This is a genomic window from Pseudoalteromonas sp. SWXJZ94C (genome assembly GCF_015864385.1).
In the GTDB taxonomy this organism is placed as follows: domain Bacteria; phylum Pseudomonadota; class Gammaproteobacteria; order Enterobacterales; family Alteromonadaceae; genus Pseudoalteromonas.
On sequence record NZ_JADYXF010000019.1, the window covers coordinates 51,979 to 70,119 of the forward strand.

Below are 18,141 nucleotides of genomic sequence, written 5' to 3' on the forward strand. Positions count from 1 at the left end.
GGGCTGACTAAGTTATATAAAACGTAGTAAAGTTAGTCGAACTCACCATTTTGGGAATATAGAGGAAACAAGATGTCAAAAATCGTAAAAGTAATCGGTCGCGAAATTATGGACTCGCGTGGTAACCCAACTGTTGAAGCTGATGTACATTTAGCTGATGGTTCATGGGGTCGTGCTGCAGCACCTTCAGGTGCATCTACAGGTACTCGCGAAGCATTAGAGTTACGTGATGGTGACAAAACACGTTATTTAGGCAAAGGCGTATTAAAAGCTGTTGGTTTTATCAATAACGAAATCGCAGACGCTCTAGCTGGTCAAAACGCATTAGAACAAAGCGCTGTTGATAAAGTAATGCTAGATTTAGATGGTACTGAAAATAAAGAAAAACTAGGTGCCAATGCAATCTTAGCTGTATCACTAGCGACTGCAAAAGCAGCAGCTCAATCTAAAAAAGTTGAGCTTTACGAACATATTGCTGACTTAAACGGTACACCGGGTGTTTATTCAATGCCTCTTCCAATGATGAATATCATCAATGGTGGCGAGCATGCAGATAACTCTGTAGACATCCAAGAATTTATGATCCAGCCAGTTGGTGCTAAAAACTTCCGCGAAGGCCTACGTATGGGTGCTGAAGTATTCCATAGCCTTGCTAAAGTACTTAAAGCTGACGGTCATTCAACGGCTGTTGGTGATGAAGGTGGTTTTGCGCCTAACCTTGCTTCTAACGAAGCGGCACTTGCTGCAATTAAAGTTGCTGTTGCAAACGCGGGTTACGAGTTAGGTAAAGACATCACTTTAGCGATGGATTGTGCTGCATCTGAGTTTTACGACAAAGAAGCAAACATTTACGACCTTAAAGGTGAAGGTAAAAAATTCACTTCTGAAGAGTTCAACTTCTTCTTACAAGATCTTACTACTCGCTACCCAATTGTTTCTATCGAAGATGGTCTTGATGAGTCTGATTGGGATGGCTTTGCACACCAAACAAAACTAATGGGTGATAAAATCCAATTAGTAGGTGATGATTTATTCGTAACAAACACTAAGATTTTAAAACGTGGTATCGACAACGGTATTGCTAACTCAATCTTAATTAAGTTTAACCAAATCGGTTCTTTAACTGAAACTTTAGCTGCAATTAAAATGGCTAAAGACGCTGGTTTTACTGTTGTTATTTCTCATCGTTCAGGTGAAACTGAAGACTCAACAATTGCTGATTTAGCGGTTGGTACTGCTGCAGGTCAAATTAAAACGGGTTCATTGAGCCGTTCTGATCGTGTTGCTAAGTATAACCAATTGCTTCGTATTGAAGAGCAATTAGGTGATAAAGCACCGTACAATGGTCTTAAAGAAGTTAAAGGTCAGTAATTCTATTTCATATAGAATCTGATTTTTAATTTAGATTATAAAATCCTCGCACAAGCGGGGATTTTTTATGCCTGATACTTTTATTCAAAGAGGTGAGAATAAGTTGTAGGCGTTAAACTTGCTGACGCGCGCACGCAGTGCAAACAAAGGGGACACAAAAGTATAATTATTTATTGAAGCTTTCGTTTTTTTGCGCACTTAAAGCTGAAACTGCTGTTTTAAAATATCACCAGTAAAACTCGTTTTTAAATAAAAACCACGTGGTAAGGTTTTTATTATTTGTCCATTAGGACCAATAGCATCGGTTACTATTTTGCTATGGGCCGCTTTAGGGCGAATTTGCATTACATCGCCTAAATGCCCTGATATTTCATCAATTCGACCAAGTGCAATTAACTCCATTTGCTCCTCCCAGTCACGCTGTAGCAGTGCATCTTGCGCAGGAGTAGGTTGCCATAAAAAACCGCTGCCTATCGTCCTATCAAATGGAGCTATATCGCGTTCACTTAAAATAGGTAACCATAAAACATGGTTTAGTTTTTTACGCACACTGCTGTTATGCCAAATCATGCCGGTTACATTCATGAGAGGTGTAACCGATACAAATGTTGTTTCTAGCGGTTTACCTTTATAAGAAATAGGCAGTGTTTTAAGTTCAATTCCTAAGTCTTCAAAATCGGGAAGGGGCTTTGAGCCCGCTGTAGCTCCTAAAACATATTCAATTAATTGTCCCGTCCAGCCTTTTTCTCGTAGTAAATCGTCAGGTGTTTTAAAATTATACTCATTGGCTAATTGACCAAGTGTAAGCCCTGCAATGTTATTAACGCGCTGTATTAAGTCATTAATTGAATGTGGTTTTATCGGTCTCATATCACTAATTTAAGTTGTATAAATATCATGAGCATGATAGCAAATAGCCTAAGCCGTGGATATCTTTAGGGTTGTTTGTTTTTTGTGCAGGGTGTGTGTGCTGTAATTTTATGCACACCAAAAAATGAGAAAATTAAGTTAAGTGACTGAACTACATTATTATTTTTTAAATTTGCGTTCATAATTGATTAAGCTAATTTAGAGTTGTATTGATAAATACATATGTATAAACAAGTTTATCCACAGATTCTGTGGAGAACATGGGTTTTTAGATCTTATATTGTGGATTTGTTTGCAAAATGAGCGTGTTTTACAAAAGTTATGCACAAGCTGTGAGTAAGCATAGTAAAACTACGTGTTAAAGTTATCTTAATGCACAAATTCAATTAGCATTGTTACTATTTCGAAAATGAATGCAATTGTTGTAAAGTAACACCTTGATATTAAGCCCTTGTGAAAAGCCTAATTTTAAAGCGCAACGTGGCTTGGGTATAATAGTGTTTGCCGTATTGCGGGTAATGTGGAACAATCATAAAAAATCGACTTACAAATGAGGCACTAAGGTGATTGATGCCGAAGGTTTTCGTGCCAATGTCGGAATTGTAATTTGCAATAATCAAGGGCAGGTATTTTGGGCTAGACGTTATGGTCAACATTCTTGGCAATTTCCCCAAGGTGGTGTTGATGATGGTGAAACGCCGGAACAAACTATGTACCGTGAATTACACGAAGAAGTAGGGCTGCGACCAGAAGATGTAGAAATAGTCGCAAGTTCAAAACATTGGTTACGCTATAAATTACCCAAACGATTAATCCGCCGCGACTCTAGTCCGGTGTGTATTGGGCAAAAACAAAAATGGTTTTTACTAAAATTACGTTGTGAAGACGAAGATGTAAACTTACTTAAAACTCATCATCCAGAATTTGATGATTGGCGTTGGGTTAGTTATTGGTATCCTGTAAGACAGGTAGTATCGTTTAAACGGGATGTTTATCGACGTGTAATGAAAGAGTTTGCACCTTTCGCCATGCCTTTTAACAAGAGAGAACAACATAAAGATCATTGGCGAACTAAAAGGTAGAAAACTAAGTACAAAATAAAGGAGCAGGACATGCTGGCTACACTGAGATCTATTGCTGAGTCTGTATCGCAACAAGCGAGTTTAGACAATGCTTTAGTGTGCTTTGTGCAAATGGTAAAAGATGCCATGAAAACCCAGTGCTGCTCTATTTATTTTGCTGATTATAGCCAAGATAATTTTGTACTTATGGCAACCGAAGGGCTAAACCCCGATGCGGTAGGTAAGTTTAGAATAGGTTTTACCGAAGGTTTAGTTGGTTTAGTAGCGCAACGCGAAGAACCGATTAATATTGCATTTGCTAAATCTCACCCGCGCTTTAAGCTCTCCCCCGAAGTAAATGAAGAAGGCTACAATGCTTTTTTATCTGTGCCCGTGGTACATCAAAAAAAAGTACTCGGCGTTATTGTTGTTCAACAAAAAATGGCGCGTGTATTTAGCCAAGATGAAGAATCGTTTTTAATAACTCTTTCAGCTCAACTAGCTTCACAGTTAGCACATGCTGAGATTAAAGAAGTTTTACGCCAAGATGAATCATCTCATCAAACGTCTGTTTTAAAAGGGGTATCGAGTGCTCCAGGAATTGGTATCGGCCAAGCGTTTGTGCTTCTTCCAAAGCTTGATTTTAAATCAATAGAACTTTTAAAAGATAGTGATGTAGTAGAGCAAAGACGTTTATTTACTCAAGCAGTTGCCGCCACTCGTAAAGAGTTTAATACCCTTTCAATGACACTAAGTGACTCTATACCGCATGAAGCATTAGCAGTATTTGATGTATACCAACAATTACTTGATGCTAAAAGTTTAGGTCATAATGTTGAAATGCAATTGCAAGAAGGCTGGTGTGCTAAAAGCGCTCTAAAAATAGTGATAGAGCGTTTAATATCACAATTTAATGCCATGCAAGACCCATATATAAAAGAACGTGCTGTTGATGTTAAAGATATTGGCTTGCGTGTATTACACCACCTTGTAAACACGGAGCGAGCAGTTAAAGATTACCCGCCTAATACCATTCTTATTGCTAATACAGTAACGCCCGCTATGCTTGCTGAAGTACCTAAAGGGTGCTTGTCGGGAGTGGTTAGTGTTAGTGGTTCTGTAAATAGCCATGCGTCAATTTTAACGCGAGCTATGGGTATACCGGCAATTTGGGGTATTGAAGATTTACCTTTGTTGCAGTTTAATAATAAAACAATGATTTTAGATGCATTTGCAGGGCGTTTATATATATCGCCTTCGCAAATGTTGGTCGATGAATACACTCGATTACAACATCAAGATAACCTACTTAATAATCGCTTTTTAGAAGAACAAAACTCAGAAGCCGTTACTCTCGATGGTGAGCGTATTAGCTTGCGATTAAACGCAGGGCTTGAACTCAATACAGAGCAAAGTAGTGTTGATATTTGTGATGGCGTGGGGCTGTATCGTACTGAAGCGTGGTTTATGCAAAAAGGGCAGTTTCCTTCACAATTAGAGCAAGAAAACTGGTACCGAGAAGTATTAAAAAGCTACCATCCAAAACCAGTGGTTATGCGTACCTTAGACATAGGTGGTGATAAAGTACTTGATTACTTTAATATTACCGAAGAAAACCCATTTTTAGGATGGCGTGGTATTCGTATAAGTCTTGATCATCCAGAACTATTTTTAGATCAGCTCAAAGCCATGCTTAAAGCAAATATGGGGTTAGGTAATTTAAAAATAATGCTGCCAATGATCAGCGGCTACGAAGAAGTAGAAGAGTCGCTCGCTTTGTTCGAGCAAGCTTATTACGAACTAAGTGAAAAATACCCAGAGAAAACCATAGAAAAACCAGCAATAGGCATTATGATTGAAGTACCTTCTAGTGTATTTATGATCCCAGAATGGTCTAAAAAAGTCGATTTTTGCTCGGTAGGCAGTAACGATTTAACTCAATACTTATTAGCGGTTGATAGAGCCAATGCGCGAGTGGCAGATCTTTTTACGTCATATCACCCTGGTGTACTTAGAGTATTAAATAAAATAGCGTGTGAGTGCGAGCAATACAAAATACCGTTTAGCTTGTGTGGTGAGCTTGGCGGTGATCCTGAAGGTGCTATTTTACTTATAGCAATGGGTTATAGGCGCTTAAGTATGAACTTATCGTCACTCAATAAAATAAAATGGGTATTAAGGCGTTTAAAAGTGAGTGATATGGATAAATTACTTACTGAATGCTTGGCTCAATCTACCGCTAAACAAGTACTGCGTTTAACGCGTAACTTTATGCTAGATCATAAACTCGGTGATTTGTTTTATACACCTAAATAATTCGGCACTTCTAAATGTTTAGAGGTGCTATATATTATGCCAATAATCCTTTAATATATGCATTCCCAATAGGTATTAGAGATAACTATGTATGACTTAGGGCTGTTGGTCGCAAGTTGCGCACTACTAGGCTGTATTGTCGGATTTTTAGCTGGATTATTAGGCATTGGCGGCGGTTTAATTATTGTCCCAGTACTCAGCGCTTTGCTACTCTTATTCGATGTAACTTCGGTAGATCATGTATTAGTGATTGCTATTGCAACATCGCTTGCCTCAATATTATTTACCTCGACGTCTTCAGCCTTGGCTCATCATAAAAATGATAACGTGCCTTGGGCAATTGCGCCTTGGGTTATGTCGGGTGTTGCTTTAGGGGCACTTATTAGTGGTTTTGCAGCCAGCCTCATACCTGAACAAATATTACGAACTGTATTTGCAGTAAGTGTTGTCTTTATTGCAGCAAGAATGGTGCTATCTACTCGTAATAAAGCTGTGTCAGAAAAACCGTTACCAGCAGGTCCTATTTTAGGTGGCATTTCTGCTGTAATGGGCGGGCTATCGGGATTAATTGGTATTGGTGGCGGGGCGCTTATTGTGCCTATGCTTAACCACTTTTCGGTTGATATTAAAAAAGCCATTGGTTGCGCTGCAGCATGCGGAATTGTAATTGCACTGTTTGGCTCTATTGGGTACATCAGTGCTGGTTGGCAGGTTACAGATTTTAAAGACGGTTTTGTTGGGTTTGTGTATCTTCCCGCATTATTTGGGATTGTAATTACATCGTGGTTTGTCGCACCTTTAGGGGCTAAAGCAACGCACTATTTACCAGTAAATACAATAAAGAAAGTTTTCGCGGTATTGCTTGTTGTTATCGCAATTAAAATGATTTTTAGCTAAAGGTTTATTTTTTATGTCACTTGAGTTTCCTCAAATCGATCCAATTATTTTTTCAGTTGGACCACTAAGCGTACGATGGTACGGATTAATGTATTTAATAGGTTTTGCATTTGCGATGTGGTTTGCTAATCGCCAAGCGTCAAAACCAAACTCTGGTTGGACTAAAGAGCAGGTGAGCGACTTCCTATTTTACAGCATGCTGGGAGTTATTCTTGGTGGACGTATTGGGTATGTATTGTTTTACCAGTTTAGTTACTTTATAGAAAACCCACTTTATTTATTTAGAATAGACCAAGGTGGAATGTCGTTTCATGGTGGAACATTAGGCGTTATAGCTGCCGTCGCTATTTTTTCGTGGACGCGTAAAAAATCACTTCTTCAAGTTGGCGATTTTGTTGCACCACTCGTACCTGTAGGATTATTAGCAGGGCGTATTGGCAACTTTATAAATGGCGAGTTATGGGGCCGAGTTACCGATGTGCCATGGGCAATGGTATTTCCTACTGGCGGGCCACTTGCGCGTCATCCATCACAGTTATACGAAGCATTTTTTGAAGGCTTAGTGCTGTTTTTGATACTACATTGGTTTATTAAAAAGCCTCGCCCAGCGGGCAGTGTAGCAGGTGTGTTTTTATTAGGTTATGGCGTATTTAGGTTCTGTATTGAGTACTTCCGCCAACCTGATGCGCAATTAGGTTTATTTGCCGACTTTATATCAATGGGACAAATACTTTCGTTGCCAATGATTGTAGGTGGTTTAGGCTTATTAATTTGGGCATATAAGCAACCTAAACAAATAACCACAGCTAAAGCATAATAAGAAGTAACCTATGAAACAATATTTAAAATTATGTCAGCGCATTGTTGACGAAGGGCAATGGGTAGAAAACAAACGTACCGGTACGCGTTGTTTAACCGTTATTAATGCCGATTTAGAATACGATGTAGCTAACAACCAGTTCCCGATGATCACGACCCGAAAAAGCTACTACAAAGCTGCCATTGCTGAGTTACTAGGGTATTTACGTGGTTACGATAGCGCTGAGCAGTTTCGTAATATTGGCTGTAAAACGTGGGATGCTAACGCAAACGATAACAACGCATGGCTTAATAATCCTCACCGTAAAGGCGAGGACGATATGGGCCGTGTGTATGGTGTGCAAGGACGTGGTTGGCAACGGCCAGATGGTTCAACACTCGATCAGCTTGCTAAAGTAATTAATAACTTAAAAAATGGCATAGATGATCGCGGTGAAATAATTACCTTCTATAATCCAGGTGAGTTTGAATTAGGTTGCTTGCGCCCGTGTATGCATACACACACTTTTTCGCTACTTGGTGATACATTATATTTAACGTCGTATCAGCGTAGCTGCGACGTGCCATTAGGGCTGAATTTTAATCAAATTCAATGCTTTGTATTACTCGCGTTGGTTGCTCAAATTACAGGGCATAAAGCAGGTAAGGCGTATCATAAAATTGCAAACGCGCATATTTACGAAAATCAGTTAGAATTAATGCGTGACGTACAATTAAAACGAGAGCCGTTTACGTCTCCACAATTAAAAATAAACCCAAAAATTAAATCGCTAGACGACATAGAAACGTGGGTTACACGAGACGACTTTGAAGTAATAGGCTATGAAAGCCATGAACCGATCCAATATCCGTTTTCGGTATAATAATTAATAAATTAAGGAAAGCATAATGAAAGCAGTTATTCCAGTAGCAGGGCTTGGTACTCGCATGTTGCCAGCCACAAAAGCAATCCCAAAAGAAATGTTACCAATAGTTGACCGTCCTTTAATTCAGTACGTAGTTAACGAAGCCGTTGCTGCCGGTATTAAAGAGATCGTACTTGTAACGCACTCAAGTAAAAACTCAATCGAAAATCATTTTGATACAAGTTTTGAACTTGAAGCTACATTAGAAAAGCGTGTTAAGCGGCAATTACTTGCCGAGGTGCAAGCTATTTGCCCTAAAGACGTAACTATAATTCACGTACGCCAAGGTGAAGCAAAAGGTTTAGGGCATGCAATTAGCTGTGCTGCACCAATTATTGGTAACGAACCGTTTGTTGTAATTTTACCTGACGTAATTATTGATGATGTAGAAAGTAACCTTAAAAAAGACAACCTAGCTGAAATGATCAGCCGTTATAACGAAACAAAACATAGCCAAATAATGGTAGAGCCAGTACCAGTAGAAGATGTTGATAAATTTGGTGTAGTTGATTTAGGCGATGTTACTTTAAGCCAAGGTGAAAGCTCACCAATTCTTAATATGGTAGAAAAGCCACCTGTAGACGAAGCACCATCAAACTTAGCAGTTGTTGGTCGTTATGTATTAAGTGAAAATATTTGGCCATTACTGGCTAAAACCCCACAAGGTGCGGGCGATGAGATTCAGCTTACAGATGCAATAGCAATGTTAATGCAGCACGAAAAAGTAGATGCATACGCAATTAAAGGTCGTAGTCACGACTGTGGCAGCAAAATTGGTTACTTAAAAGCGACAATTGAATTTGCACTTCGTCGCGACGAATTTGCAGGCGAACTTAAAACGTTTATTAAAACATTAATATAATTTAATTACTTTTTAAATTATTGAGGCGCCTATATGGCGCCTTTTTTAATGTTTAACTTATAACAATGACTGGAGATGTTTTAGGCATAAAAATAAAATAGTTTTTCATCATCTATACAGACATATTATGAATTATGTTGTAATGTTTATGTTAACTGGCATTAAATTTGTATTAAATGCAGTTCTCAGGGTAGAGATGGAGCAGCTTGTATCATGTTTAAAATATGATCAGCTTGTGAAGAGCTAAGTGTTATAGCTCATAACTTAAAAAGTTAAACGCTTCCTTGCAAGAATGTTTAGCTGAAATGTAAGTGTATACACACTACTTTCAGGATAACGAACACATGTTTAAATATAAAAAAAATAGCAATGGGTTATTACTCGGTTTACTAATGCTTTTATTTGGGAGTGCGTGTACGCTCACGCCTGAACAAAAATCATTGCAGCATGAACAAAGTGATGCACCAGAATATGTGTCTATAACTGCACTAGAGCTTGCGCAATTAAAAGACGCAGCAATGCAATGGCAACAAGCAAGATTAGGCATTGAGCGCATTTTAAAGCTAGAAAAAGAGATTACGTATCTCGTTAACCACATTGATATTATTAATACTAAAGCGCTGGCACAATCTGAGCAGGGATACAGTAATAAGTACGCCCGTACGCCACGCAAAACACGTACAACAAAGCCAAAGCAACAAGCAATTAAACCAACAAATAGCTATAAAAAACAAACTGTAAAATTAAACACACCTAAACATGTATTTGCATTACAGGTTGCTTCAGTCGACTCTGAAAAAAGCGTAGTGAAAGCATGGCACGACCTAAATAAACAAGCGGCTCCTTTATTTAGAGACAAAATTTTGACTAATGTTGAAACAGCTAACATTAATAATAAAACGTATTACCGATTAAAACTTGGCTCATATCAAAACCTAAAAAATGCAAAAGCAGATTGTGAAGTATTTAAGCTTTATAAACTGGATTGCATTGTGAGTAATTACACCGATAAACCAGTTAAGTTATAATTAAAATCCAAACTTGCTTATAATTTTTTTATCCATAAAATACCCTCCTTATAATTAGCTGTTTAGGACAATATTAAGTTTATTCTCCTAAAAGTGATTTAGATTGGTTATTTTAGGAAAAATAAATGCCTATAAAAATGGATTTTAAGCAGGTTGGATTATTGTGTGCTTTAACGATAACTCTTAGCGCTTGTAGTACCGTAAAACAAAAAGAAAAGCCTGAAGTTAAAGCACCTACAGTACTTATTCATAAAGCAGATTTAGAACAACTACAAAATACCGCTGAGCAATGGAAAACCGCGCAACCAAATATTGAAAAACTACTTCAACTAGAAGCGAAGGTATCTGAGCTTACTTCAAGTTTAGAGCAAATAGACACCCGAAACATACGTTATGAAAATGCCATTGAAACTATTTTTAACGAAGAGAGTATTTTAAAAAGCCAACAAACATTGTTTGCTATACAAGTTGCTTCATTTAAAAATAAAACTAGCTTAGAAAGTGCGCTTGCTGCTTTAAGATTAAAAGCTCCCAAAATTATAAATGCAGAGCTACCTGTTAATATAGAACCAATTGTTGTAAATAACATCACCCTTTATCGTTTAAAGTTAGGTGCTTATATAAAAAAAGCCGCCGCAAAAAATGATTGCTCAATATTAAAAGAACAAAAAATAAATTGTTTTGTAAGTTATTACACAGAGCAACAACCTCAGTAACTATCTTTTAGGCATAATACTTGCTTTATTCTCTGTATATTTGAAAGAGGATGGCAACTATGCGCCTTTTACTACCCTTATTATTAGTTAACTTAGCCGCTTGTAGTTTAATACCTCAACCTGAGCCGAGTGTGAGCACCAATGCGCCTAAAGCGGCAATGGCACCCTATACAGTAAACGACTATATAAACAATTTAACTGTGCAGCTTAGCCATATTAAAGAGCCGCTAAGTAGTAATACACGAATAGGTGTAAGCAGTTTTTATTTTGCAGATGCGCTCGACTCTAAGCTTATGACCGAGCAAGCCTCTGGTTTAAGTCAACAAATTCAAGAAAGCCTGCTAACTCAAATGACGCAGCTTGGCTATAACACGGTAGAGTATCGATTAGCTAATAACTTAAATTTATCGACTAATGCAGATAGCGTACTTAGCCGTGATTTAGCGCAGTTACGCAAACGTCAGAATATTGACTTGATAGTTACAGGTACAGTTACACGACAACAACATGCTTATATCGTCAATGCGCGATTAGTAAATATAAATAATAAACAGGTGTTATCTGCTGGCAGTACTGAGATCCCTATTAATGTAATGTGGGGTGATGAAAAAATTCAGCAGCGCGACGGTTACTTATACCGCAGCGAATACTAACCAGGAGCACAAAATGAGAAATCTATTAATTACTTTATGTTTGCCATTAGGCTTTGGTTGTTCGCAAATATTAGGTGTAACTAACTCAGAAGCCGAGCCAATTGTTGAGCAAAGTAACCAAAATACACAATTGGTTAGTAATCAGCGAGAAGTAGCAGCGCCTGCAGTTAATAATAACCTGTTTCAATCTGGGTTGGTTCAACAAAATAACTACACTAAATCGTCACCGCCAATGCGTAAAAATATAAATCACTACGTGCGTGGAATAATGCAAGATATGGTCGAAAATTTACAATATGTAAACGAAAAAACGCCACTCGCTGTTTCCAGCTTTGTATTTTTAGATGATGACTACACCGAAAGTAGCTTGCTAGGAAACCAAATTTCAGAAAGCTTTATGCACGAGCTACATAGCTTTGGGGTACCCGTTATTGATTTTAAAACAACCGATTATATGCGTGTATCACCCGAAGGTGACTTTGTATTTAGCCGAGATTATTTAGAGTTAAACCAAGATCAAACCTTTGACTATGTATTAGCGGGCACACTTGTAAGCCATCAAGGTGGGGTATTAGTAAATGCTCGTATTGTTGGTCTAAAAAGTAAAGCGGTTGTAGGTACTGCACAAGGCTTTATTCCGCAGTCAGTGGTTGATGCACTCAATAGCAATTACCGCACAGATGGCATAATGCTAAAACAAGCAAGTAAGTGAGTTTACAATGTATTATAAACTAACCAATACCCTTGTTGCTTTTACATTATTAGGCTTGGGCGGTTGCTCAATAGCACAAACCCAAAACCATGAGCATGTAGAAACAACTAATCCACGCACTAATTTTGATGTGAACGCAGTGTATGAGCAAAAACAAATAGCGCACAATGCTCAAATACAAAATGAGTACGATTCATCAAAGCAATTTATTCCAGGCAAACATCATAAAACATTAGCTAATTACGTAGAGCAAATGGCACTTGATTTAGTCGACACTCTAGAGTCAGAAAATGATGAAGACACGCCTAACATAAACATAGCTGTAACTACTTTAGTCGATTTAGATGCATCGCTTAACAACAGCAATCAGTTAGGTAATCAAATTTCAGAAACGTTAATTCATCAATTACAAAAGTTTGGATACAGCGTAGTCGATTTTAAAACCACAGATACCATTGACGTTAATAGCCGTGGTGACTTCGCTTTTTCGCGTGATATTGCAAAGCTGAGTGAAGATCAAATGGCAAGCCATGTACTCGCAGGTACTTTAATCTACCGCCATAACGGAGTTATAGTTAATACTCGCGTTATAAACGTTAAAACAAAGCAAATTGCAGCCAGTAGCCGAAAACTAATACCGTTATACGTCTTAGATAAAGAAGATATTTACTTATCAAGCAATTAACTTCATTTGGACTTGATATAAAAAACCAGATGCCGTTATAATTCAACCCATTAAGCGCATCGCTTTAGTGGCCTCTTAGTTAAATGGATATAACGGCCCCCTCCTAAGGGGCAGTTGCAAGTTCGATTCTTGCAGGGGCTACCAATAAAATCAATAAGTTACTTCTATATGTCTTCTTTAATCAAACACTATGTAGCTCTCTTATAGCACCGTACGTTCAAATATATCAATTGTAAGAAGCTTATAGATGTAATTCTTTAATTAGAATAAAATTAACTATCTAAATTTAGACATCTATTACTGATTTACTAAGCAGTAAGGCTGCTTTGTTCCATAAGCAGGCATTGATGATTCTTGATGTATGAAGTCAAGATTTGACCCCATTCGCTCTGCATTCGCTCTGGACCCCATTCGCTCTAAAACCTTCCCACTTAGGGTTAGCAACTCCCGACTTTGGAAAAGCACGATGGTACTTAGAAGGGCACGTAACCGTAATAAAAAGAGCTTCATGACCCAGCTCCTAGTATTTTGAGTCGATTTATTCTTGCTGTAAAGGACGTATCATTTATTGGCTAGATAGTCTTTTACGAAACCTGAATAAATAAAACACACACCAGCTGTAAACATAAATAATATATTACCCCAAAACAATAGAGGCTCATCTAATCTTGAAACGGCACCTGCTTTCATTGGATAAAAATCATCACTTGATCTGGTATACGCATCCCAAAGACAAAAAGAGCCACAGATTAACTTAGGAAAACTTACGGATTTGAACACGGAATTATTATTTTTGTTTTTAAGTTTTTTTCTAAGCTTTTTTTTCATAATTCCATTTCTCCATCGTTACCAGACGAGCTTGTAAAATAACTTGTTTATGACTTTATTGTTAAATTAAAATACAAAGCCCTCGGTGACTTAAATATTATTTATTTTTAGGTTGCATGTGGGGGTTGAGTATTTGCAAGTAATAGCTCTTTGATTTTTTTAAATTGTTGAGCTCATCTTTTTTATAAAATCCATAGGCATAAACAGCTGCGATTGTAATTGCCACAATCCAAGAGACTAGAAACTTCTCCATCAAAACAGAGAATAAAAACCCCAATCCAATCCATAAAATAATGAAAAGTTCGTTTTTATCTTTCTCTATTTTCTCGATTGAAGAGGTTATATTAAGAATGGTTCTAGCCGTATCCATTTTATCGTCCATGATAGTAACTCTTTGAATGATTGGGCTTTAAATATAGGTTTATTTATATTTAAATTCAATTTATTGTCTTTATTATATTATTAATCAAGTTTTTAGGGTCTTGATTTGGTGGTTGCATGGGGTATCAATTAAATCAATGCGTTATACTTTATTGCGGTCTTTTTTTATTTATTGTGTAGCATCGTAAATTGAAATAAAAAGAATTTAGTGATGTCTTTTTATTAAAATAGCCAAATTACATTCAAGCTGCTTTGTCCCGCTTGTTAACTGCCATATTCTCCATTTAAAACATCAATGAAGAATGGGTTAAGTTCGCTAAAATCTGTTTCAGATTTTTGTTGCTCTTGAGCCTTATCTTTAAACCTGTCTAACTCTGAGCTTATAAAATCACTAATAACGTCAATTCTTGGCAGATAAGCACTTTCAAAACCTTTACGTTTGTCTTCAAGTAATTTATGAATGGCAGATTTTAACGCCTCATCATGAACTAATTCATTTACAAGCACTTCGAATTCCATTGGGACAACCCCACGATTTTGTTCAATCCATTGCATCGCTAGAATAGGTCTAAGGACATAGAAATACTTTTTAATTCTTACAGTATCTCCCTGTAAGTATTCTCTAAAATTACCGCTCGCCATATGAGAGTAATGGTAAAAGCAAGAACGAGGGGAATATAGAATTGGTATTAATTTTTTAAAGGCGTCCGTAAACTCTTCATTTTTCTGGTAAACAATAGGTGAGTTAAACCATTCTATAAGTGCCGGATTTGATTTTCTAAGAAGTTTAAGTGCCTTTTTCAAGTCCCAACCACTTATATCTAGTAAGTCATTGATCGGTTTTTCAACTACATCTCTGCAATATTCATGATCTACTCTCAAGTACCAGTCTTTATTTCGAACATATACAAAGCGCACATCATAATCACTGTCTGCGGATGGGAACCCCCAAGCTCTACTGCCTGATTCACAAGCATATAGTATTTTAATATTCTCTTTTATCTCTAAAGCTTTAAGATTTTCCAATATCTCAGTACGCACCGAATACTCCTAGGCAGTTAACGCCGTTTCAAGCGGCAAATTACAGTTAGCTAAAATAAGTGAGGTACGAACAAAAAGCCAACTGTTTTTTGTCCTTGTTTAATTTTTATTAGGTTAATAGTTGGATAACCAAGCCAATAGAACTAATTATTATGCCGCTTAATGTTAAATATTGCTGTGTTTTCGCTCTGTGCAGACCATAAAAGCAGGTGTTAAATTACTCAGCACCTTGGTTTACAAACTAGATCAAGTCGTCTTTTTTGTGCTTTAACGTCACATTATTAATCTGCTATTAAAATTTACGAACTAACTCTTGAACATGTGGATCTGACGAGCCATAACTTACTATAAATACATCGAGATCTGCGTATTCGTATAACTTTAATGAGCGCTCAATTGCAGTCATAATCCACTCTCGCTCATTACCGAATACACCGCCGCCGATAAGTGTTAGGTAGACTTTATTATTGCCTGTTTTTTCAGCGTTTAAAATAGCTGAGCATAGTGTCGCTTCGTAAGATGCTTCTAAAATCAGTTTAGCAAAATCTGCCCATAAAACGGGTGATATTTGTGAGTAAGCAACAGGTAGGGCAGAGCAGTAAACCTGAGTAACGGTTCGTTTTAAATCATTGAGTGTTACTTCAGTATTCCACTGTACGCCTATGCGTAATAAACTTCTTAGTTCATCACGTTCTGATTCAGTCGCTAATTTTAGTTTTGCATTTATTGCTGTTAGGCCATCTGCTGATGCTAAAACATAGCCATTTTTCATTTCCCAAAGGCGGTCGTTTTTATTACCTAGTGCAACACCTATTTCAGTTAGGCAGTCTATTTGATTGTTAGAAGTTTGACCAATTTCACCGTTAACGTTTGCAAAGTAGTTACGATAAATAGTGCCTGCGCCGGCAGCAATTGCACAAGCGGGTCCTTGTGTTCGGTCGTACTCATAGCCATCGATGCCTTGCTCTGGTGTAACATTTGGAGAGACCATTTCTAACAGATTAAATTGTGAGGCAACTTGAAATAATGCCCCTATGTTCGCTTCGTCGGTATGCAGGTCTTGAACATTGGCAACTATTTCGCGAAGAGATGTTTTTGTATTTAGCTCTTTGTCGCAACTAACGTGGCTAACACGACTACGTAGTTTTTCTAGTGTTGGTGTTTCTAGCAAGCCGCAAAAGAATTCTTTTTGGTTTACTAGCGATTTTAATATATTCCCTTTAACGGATAAGTTTTTACGGACTTGTGTAGGGGATTGTTCACTAAAACCGGTTAGTTTTTCAAACCACATTTAAAGCTCCTTAAATGGCATAATTAATTACGTTGTTTATAACGTATATATTCTAAAAATGAAAAGTACTTATTTTTCAAACGTTGTAGATAAAATACAGTCTTTAGCTATGTAATATTCTTGCTCGTTTTTATATTTTTGGGTATGAATTAATTCTAACGTTTAAAATTAAAGGATAAATCCCTATAAAATATGAATTGATTACAGCTTTAAGTTATCATAAACAGGTCTACAAAGGATGGTTGATAGCTCACCATTTTATTAAAAATATTAGCTCTAAAAATGCAAGGACAGAAAAGTGATAGACAAGACGATACTTATATCTTTAGTTGCCGCGTTAACAATTGCGTTATCGGGGTGTGCGTCTAAGGCGCCTAAATCTCAATACATTACTATTTCTACTCCTGTATTAAATAAAATCTCAGAAACAACGATTGGCTCAAAACTGTTCACTCAAACAACGGGAACTTACGCCGAGACGATTACTGTGGAGCCTTTTAAAGCCTATTATGGTGGTGTATCGAACCGAACTGTATTTTATAAAAGTGCAGGGGCTACTTTTGAATCGAATGATGATTCTGCTGTGAGTATTAACAATAGTTTTGGTGAGCCATTACGTAACCAAAATTATGTGCAGTATGAGCCAGAAAAAAATGAGTTATGTATCGATTTAATGATTTGCTTTGATGACACAATAATTGATTTTGTTTATTCTCCAGAGAAGTCATTAACGGTTAGAAAAGATGCCTTACAGCACATCATTGAATATAATGGAAAAATAGGACGCATTCTTAATTTTACATACCGAGAATTTAACGAGTCTATGACCCATAAACCGTTTTCAGAAGATTTTACGATGGATTTAGGTGAAGGTAATAACCTGGTTTATAAAGGCGCTTTAATTGAAGTAATTGGAGCATCAAAGAGTACAATTAAATATAAAGTGATATCCAATTTTAATGACTGATTTTTGTGTTATGGGTCATAAATCTATTGATGCTAAGTTGTTGAGTATGCTTTTTTAGTTAAGCATACCTTTTTATTTAGTAACGCTGTGCTGTTTAACTAAAGGCGTTTAAAACTTCTTGCTCGCATTTTTCACGTTCTGCAATCATAGCTTCAAAGTCAGCTTGAATTTGTGTTAAAACGGCTGGTGGATTAAGTCGTTTGATTCTTTTAAATTGAATACTTTCTTCTTCGTCATAGGCAAGTATTGCTAAAGTGACTTTTTCGCGTTCAATACCGTTTGAAAACATGCCTTCGGCATCTAATTGCACAAGCACTTTTTCCATTGTTGCAAGCCATTGGTGCCAATTATCCATCGCTTCTATATCTGATTGAAAAAAATCGATGCTATTTTCTAATTTTTGACATTCCGCAGTTGTTTCATCAAAGTATTCTGAGTAATCCTCAAGTGTGGGGTAGTCTTCGGGGTTCCATTTAGCCATGTAAAAACTGCTTACATCGTTGTCGTATTCTTCTTCAAATACTTCTTTTAAATCCGATAAGGTATTAAACATTGGCAGTAGTGAGTAGCTACCTGTGTGGTAAAACCCCATTACATAAAGATCGTCACCATATTTTTGTATGATGTTTTTAAATGCTTTTTTTGTATCTTGATAAAGTGTTTGTTCGAAGTTTTTAGTATCTAACATAAAATGGTAATTCCTTTTATGACTACTGAAATTGATATGAGAGGGTGGTG

General features: G+C 37.1%; 19 protein-coding genes and 1 tRNA gene. 14 read left to right on the top strand and 6 right to left on the bottom strand.

All coding sequences use genetic code 11. The features are described 5' to 3' along the window. The first annotated feature begins 72 nt into the window (after window positions 1-72). A complete protein-coding gene (eno, locus tag I6F65_RS09965) occupies window positions 73-1,371 on the top strand; it encodes a phosphopyruvate hydratase (RefSeq protein WP_024610627.1) in 1,299 nt (432 codons plus the stop codon). A gap of 198 nt (window positions 1,372-1,569) precedes the next feature. On the opposite strand, the gene mutH is transcribed toward eno, so the two are convergent. Next, the gene (gene mutH / locus I6F65_RS09970; protein WP_024610626.1) at window positions 1,570-2,241 is read right to left on the bottom strand and encodes a DNA mismatch repair endonuclease MutH; all 672 of its coding nucleotides are present in this window, start codon (window positions 2,239-2,241) and stop codon (window positions 1,570-1,572) included. Between the two features lie 563 nt (window positions 2,242-2,804). Between mutH and rppH the strand changes: the two genes are divergently transcribed. The 12 genes from rppH to I6F65_RS10030 all read left to right on the top strand — a co-directional run bounded on the left by rppH (window position 2,805) and on the right by I6F65_RS10030 (window position 13,039). After that, the gene (gene rppH, locus I6F65_RS09975) at window positions 2,805-3,323 is read left to right on the top strand and encodes an RNA pyrophosphohydrolase (protein WP_024610625.1); all 519 of its coding nucleotides are present in this window, start codon (window positions 2,805-2,807) and stop codon (window positions 3,321-3,323) included. 30 nt (window positions 3,324-3,353) lie between these two features. Continuing rightward, on the top strand, window positions 3,354-5,618 hold the full coding sequence (ptsP, locus tag I6F65_RS09980; protein WP_024610624.1) for a phosphoenolpyruvate--protein phosphotransferase: 2,265 nt from the start codon (window positions 3,354-3,356) through the stop codon (window positions 5,616-5,618). Between the two features lie 87 nt (window positions 5,619-5,705). After that, window positions 5,706-6,515: a sulfite exporter TauE/SafE family protein gene (locus I6F65_RS09985; protein ID WP_024610623.1), complete on the top strand. Its 810-nt coding sequence runs from the start codon at window positions 5,706-5,708 to the stop codon at window positions 6,513-6,515. Between the two features lie 13 nt (window positions 6,516-6,528). Beyond that, complete coding sequence (gene lgt / locus I6F65_RS09990) at window positions 6,529-7,332, top strand: prolipoprotein diacylglyceryl transferase (RefSeq protein WP_024610622.1); 804 nt, start codon at window positions 6,529-6,531, stop codon at window positions 7,330-7,332. 13 nt (window positions 7,333-7,345) lie between these two features. After that, entirely contained in the window at window positions 7,346-8,197 is an 852-nt protein-coding gene (locus tag I6F65_RS09995) for a thymidylate synthase (protein WP_024610621.1), read from the top strand. A gap of 25 nt (window positions 8,198-8,222) precedes the next feature. After that, the gene (gene galU, locus I6F65_RS10000; protein ID WP_166110489.1) at window positions 8,223-9,101 is read left to right on the top strand and encodes a UTP--glucose-1-phosphate uridylyltransferase GalU; all 879 of its coding nucleotides are present in this window, start codon (window positions 8,223-8,225) and stop codon (window positions 9,099-9,101) included. A gap of 344 nt (window positions 9,102-9,445) precedes the next feature. Beyond that, the gene (locus I6F65_RS10005) at window positions 9,446-10,129 is read left to right on the top strand and encodes an SPOR domain-containing protein (RefSeq protein ID WP_166110492.1); all 684 of its coding nucleotides are present in this window, start codon (window positions 9,446-9,448) and stop codon (window positions 10,127-10,129) included. 125 nt (window positions 10,130-10,254) lie between these two features. Continuing rightward, on the top strand, window positions 10,255-10,845 hold the full coding sequence (locus I6F65_RS10010) for an SPOR domain-containing protein (RefSeq protein WP_197112711.1): 591 nt from the start codon (window positions 10,255-10,257) through the stop codon (window positions 10,843-10,845). A 59-nt stretch (window positions 10,846-10,904) separates the two neighbouring features. Beyond that, entirely contained in the window at window positions 10,905-11,498 is a 594-nt protein-coding gene (locus I6F65_RS10015) for a FlgO family outer membrane protein (RefSeq protein WP_166110497.1), read from the top strand. A gap of 13 nt (window positions 11,499-11,511) precedes the next feature. Continuing rightward, window positions 11,512-12,210, top strand: coding sequence for a FlgO family outer membrane protein (locus I6F65_RS10020; RefSeq protein WP_166110500.1), 699 nt, complete (start codon window positions 11,512-11,514; stop codon window positions 12,208-12,210). Between the two features lie 7 nt (window positions 12,211-12,217). Next, a complete protein-coding gene (locus I6F65_RS10025; RefSeq protein ID WP_166110503.1) occupies window positions 12,218-12,895 on the top strand; it encodes a FlgO family outer membrane protein in 678 nt (225 codons plus the stop codon). Between the two features lie 69 nt (window positions 12,896-12,964). Then, window positions 12,965-13,039 (top strand) — tRNA-Arg (locus I6F65_RS10030). 417 nt (window positions 13,040-13,456) lie between these two features. Here I6F65_RS10030 and I6F65_RS10035 read toward each other — a convergent pair. From I6F65_RS10035 to I6F65_RS10050, 4 genes are all read right to left on the bottom strand, one after another. Beyond that, window positions 13,457-13,723: a hypothetical protein gene (locus I6F65_RS10035; RefSeq protein ID WP_197112713.1), complete on the bottom strand. Its 267-nt coding sequence runs from the start codon at window positions 13,721-13,723 to the stop codon at window positions 13,457-13,459. 97 nt (window positions 13,724-13,820) lie between these two features. Then, window positions 13,821-14,105, bottom strand: a complete 285-nt coding sequence (locus I6F65_RS10040) for a hypothetical protein (RefSeq protein ID WP_166110524.1) — start codon at window positions 14,103-14,105, stop codon at window positions 13,821-13,823. 263 nt (window positions 14,106-14,368) lie between these two features. After that, the gene (locus tag I6F65_RS10045) at window positions 14,369-15,145 is read right to left on the bottom strand and encodes a nucleotidyltransferase domain-containing protein (protein ID WP_197112715.1); all 777 of its coding nucleotides are present in this window, start codon (window positions 15,143-15,145) and stop codon (window positions 14,369-14,371) included. 292 nt (window positions 15,146-15,437) lie between these two features. Further along, window positions 15,438-16,436, bottom strand: coding sequence for a hypothetical protein (locus I6F65_RS10050; RefSeq protein WP_166114730.1), 999 nt, complete (start codon window positions 16,434-16,436; stop codon window positions 15,438-15,440). Window positions 16,437-16,734: 298 nt separating this feature from the next. Here I6F65_RS10050 and I6F65_RS10055 point away from each other — a divergent pair, with 298 nt between their 5' ends. Further along, entirely contained in the window at window positions 16,735-17,403 is a 669-nt protein-coding gene (locus tag I6F65_RS10055) for a hypothetical protein (protein WP_024611933.1), read from the top strand. Between the two features lie 94 nt (window positions 17,404-17,497). Here I6F65_RS10055 and I6F65_RS10060 read toward each other — a convergent pair whose 3' ends face one another. Next, window positions 17,498-18,091, bottom strand: coding sequence for a DUF4303 domain-containing protein (locus tag I6F65_RS10060; RefSeq protein WP_166114727.1), 594 nt, complete (start codon window positions 18,089-18,091; stop codon window positions 17,498-17,500). Window positions 18,092-18,141 lie beyond the last annotated feature (50 nt).